This window comes from Streptomyces sp. NPDC127084 (assembly GCF_042724175.1).
GTDB lineage: Bacteria > Actinomycetota > Actinomycetes > Streptomycetales > Streptomycetaceae > Streptomyces.
The window spans coordinates 1-2,344 of the sequence record NZ_JBHXFA010000145.1; the positions used below are offsets into that span (position 1 = coordinate 1).

The 2,344-nt window shown below is 70.5% G+C and carries 3 protein-coding genes; 1 reads left to right on the forward strand and 2 read right to left on the reverse strand.

What is annotated here, in order from left to right:
- Both ACFWI9_RS27010 and ACFWI9_RS27015 read right to left on the reverse strand, forming a co-directional pair.
- Nucleotides 1-1,062 (reverse strand): MFS transporter (locus ACFWI9_RS27010; protein WP_387165827.1); only part of this gene is annotated, 1,062 nt, incomplete at its 3' end.
- Nucleotides 1,059-1,610 carry a TetR/AcrR family transcriptional regulator gene (locus tag ACFWI9_RS27015; RefSeq protein WP_387165829.1) on the reverse strand — a complete coding sequence of 184 codons (552 nt, stop codon included), beginning with the start codon at nucleotides 1,608-1,610 and terminating at the stop codon, nucleotides 1,059-1,061. The genes ACFWI9_RS27010 and ACFWI9_RS27015, both read right to left, overlap by 4 nt.
- A gap of 84 nt (nucleotides 1,611-1,694) precedes the next feature.
- Here ACFWI9_RS27015 and ACFWI9_RS27020 point away from each other — a divergent pair, with 84 nt between their 5' ends.
- Nucleotides 1,695-2,201: an HAD domain-containing protein gene (locus tag ACFWI9_RS27020; protein ID WP_387165831.1), complete on the forward strand. Its 507-nt coding sequence runs from the start codon at nucleotides 1,695-1,697 to the stop codon at nucleotides 2,199-2,201.
- Nucleotides 2,202-2,344: the final 143 nt, after the last annotated feature.

Consider the following 2,344-nt stretch of genomic DNA (forward strand, 5'->3'; position numbering starts at 1 on the left):
CGCGCGGCCCCCCGCGCCGCGCCCGCCGGCGACCACCGAGCGTCCGGAGAACCGCCGGGCGCCGCGGCCCGCGCGCAGGCCGGTGACCACGGCGCCGATCGCGGCGGGGAGCTCGGCGAGTCCCGCTTCGAGCGGCTGCCTGCCCTGGACCAGCTGAAGGAACTGGGACAGGAAGAAGACCAGTCCGGACAGGCCGAGAATGGTCAGCAGGTCGGCGAGTACCGCGGCCGAGAAGCCCCGGTGGCGGAACAACCGCATGTCCAGCAGCGGAGAGGGCAGGGAGAGCTGCCTGCGGACGAAGCCGTGGAGCGCGCCCGCGCCGACGAGCAGCGCGGCAGCCGCGGCCCAGGTGGGGCCCTCGCTCGCGGCCTCCTTGACCGCGTACACGACACCGACGATGCCGACGAGGGACAGAACGACGCTGAGCAGGTCCCAGGGCCCGGCGACCGGATTCCGGGACTCCGGAAGCAGATTGACGCCGACGAGGACCAGCACGGCCATCACGGGGAGGTTGATGAGGAAGACCGACCCCCACCAGAAGTGCTCCAGCAGGAAGCCGCCGACTACGGGTCCCACGGCGGCGCCTGCCGAGGCCATGGCGCCCCAGATGCCGATGGCGATACTCCGCTCGCGCGGGTCGTGGAAGATGTTGCGGATCAGGGCGAGGGTCGCGGGCATCAGCGTCGCACCGGCGACACCGAGCAGGGCCCGGGCGAAGATCATCATCTCGGGCGTGGTGGCGTACGCGTTGAGAACGGAGATCGCGCCGAAGGCGGTGGCACCGGTCAGCAGGAGCTTCTTGCGGCCTATTCGGTCGCCCAGACTGCCCATGGAGACCAGCAGGCCGGCGATGACGAACGAGTAGACGTCGCCTATCCACAGCAGCTGGGTGCCGGACGGCTGGAGGTCCTCGCTGAGGAAGGGGGTCGCGAGACCGAGCACGGTCGCGTCGACCGCGACCAGCAGCACGGCCAGCACCAGGACCGCCAGCGCGAGCCAACGCCCGGGGCGGTATACGGTGTTGTCCGTCCCGCTCGTGCGCTGGGCGGTACTGGTGGTCATTTCTGCACACTCCGTCGTGCTCCGCCGAGCAGCAGCTCGGCAATCATGAATTGGAAGTCGTTCTTGGCTACCCGGCCGTCCATCGCGGCCCAGGCACAGGCACCGATGAGGCCGTAGAGCGCCTCGGTGAGCCAGGCGGCCGGGAGGTCGATCCGGAAGGCGCCCTCTTCCTGGCCTCGCCGGAAGAGGGCGGACACGCGGGCATCGAGCCTCGCCCAGCCTTCGTCGATCTCGTCCCCCTCGAACAGCTCGTTCTCGGTGACGAGGAAGGCGAGCAGCTCCGCGACCGGCTCCATCTCGGCGATCAGCCGGCGCAGCCCGTCGACCGTGTCGCCCTGATCGATCCCCGCGCGGTCGATGGCCGCCTCGAATTCCCGGATCCCCAGCGATTCGAGTGCCTTGACCAGTGCGGCGCGCCCCGCGAAGTGCCGGTGCAGGGTGGCGCGTCCGATGCCCGCGGCGCGTGCGACCTCGTCCATCGTCGCGGTCGACTTACGCGCGAGGACGGTGGCGGCAGCGCGCAGCACCTGTTCACGATCCATGGCCATGAGACAAGCATACACCTAATGAGACATGAATGTCTCACATGACATTTCAACGCCTCAGTGAAGGCTGGAGAGGATCATGCGGATATGAGACCGCTGCTGCTGATCGACATCGATGGGCCGCTGAATCCCTACGGGGGCAAGCCCGAGCGACGCCCCGACGGCTATACGACCCACCGCATGCGGCCCAGCGGCTGGACCGGGCCGAAGCCGCTACGGGTATGGCTCAACCATGGCCACGGCGAGGAGCTACTGGCGCTGGCGCGGAGGTACGAGCTGGTGTGGGCGACCACATGGAAGAGTGCGGCGAACCACTGGGTCGGGCCGCATCTCGGACTGCCCGAGTTGCCCTACATCGACTGGCCGGTGATGCACGGCGCCGCACCGCGCGGCACGTTCTGGAAGACGCAGTACGTGCTGGACTACGCGGCGGGACGGCCGTTCGCCTGGGTCGATGACGAGATCACCGGGCTGGACCGGGAGTACGTGAACCAGCGGCACCTGTCCGACGCCCTGCTGCTGCACATCGACCACCGCATCGGGTTGACACGCCCGGACTTCGACGCCCTGGCGGACTGGGCCGAGGCCCTGTAGCACGGGTAGACAGGACCGCCCCCCCCCGGCGGGCCCTCGGGGGGGGGGGGCGTGGGGGGGGGGGGGGGGGCGGAACCCCCCCCGCGCGGCGGCAGGCGGGCGCGCGGCGCGCGGGGGGGGTCTCTGCGGGGGGGGGCGGGGCG

Bases quoted from the DNA above. Each gene is read 5' to 3' on its own strand.
- ACFWI9_RS27015 (WP_387165829.1), bottom strand. From the start codon at position 1,610: ATGGCCATGGATCGTGAACAGGTGCTGCGCGCTGCCGCCACCGTCCTC.
- ACFWI9_RS27020 (WP_387165831.1), top strand. From the start codon at position 1,695: ATGAGACCGCTGCTGCTGATCGACATCGATGGGCCGCTGAATCCCTAC.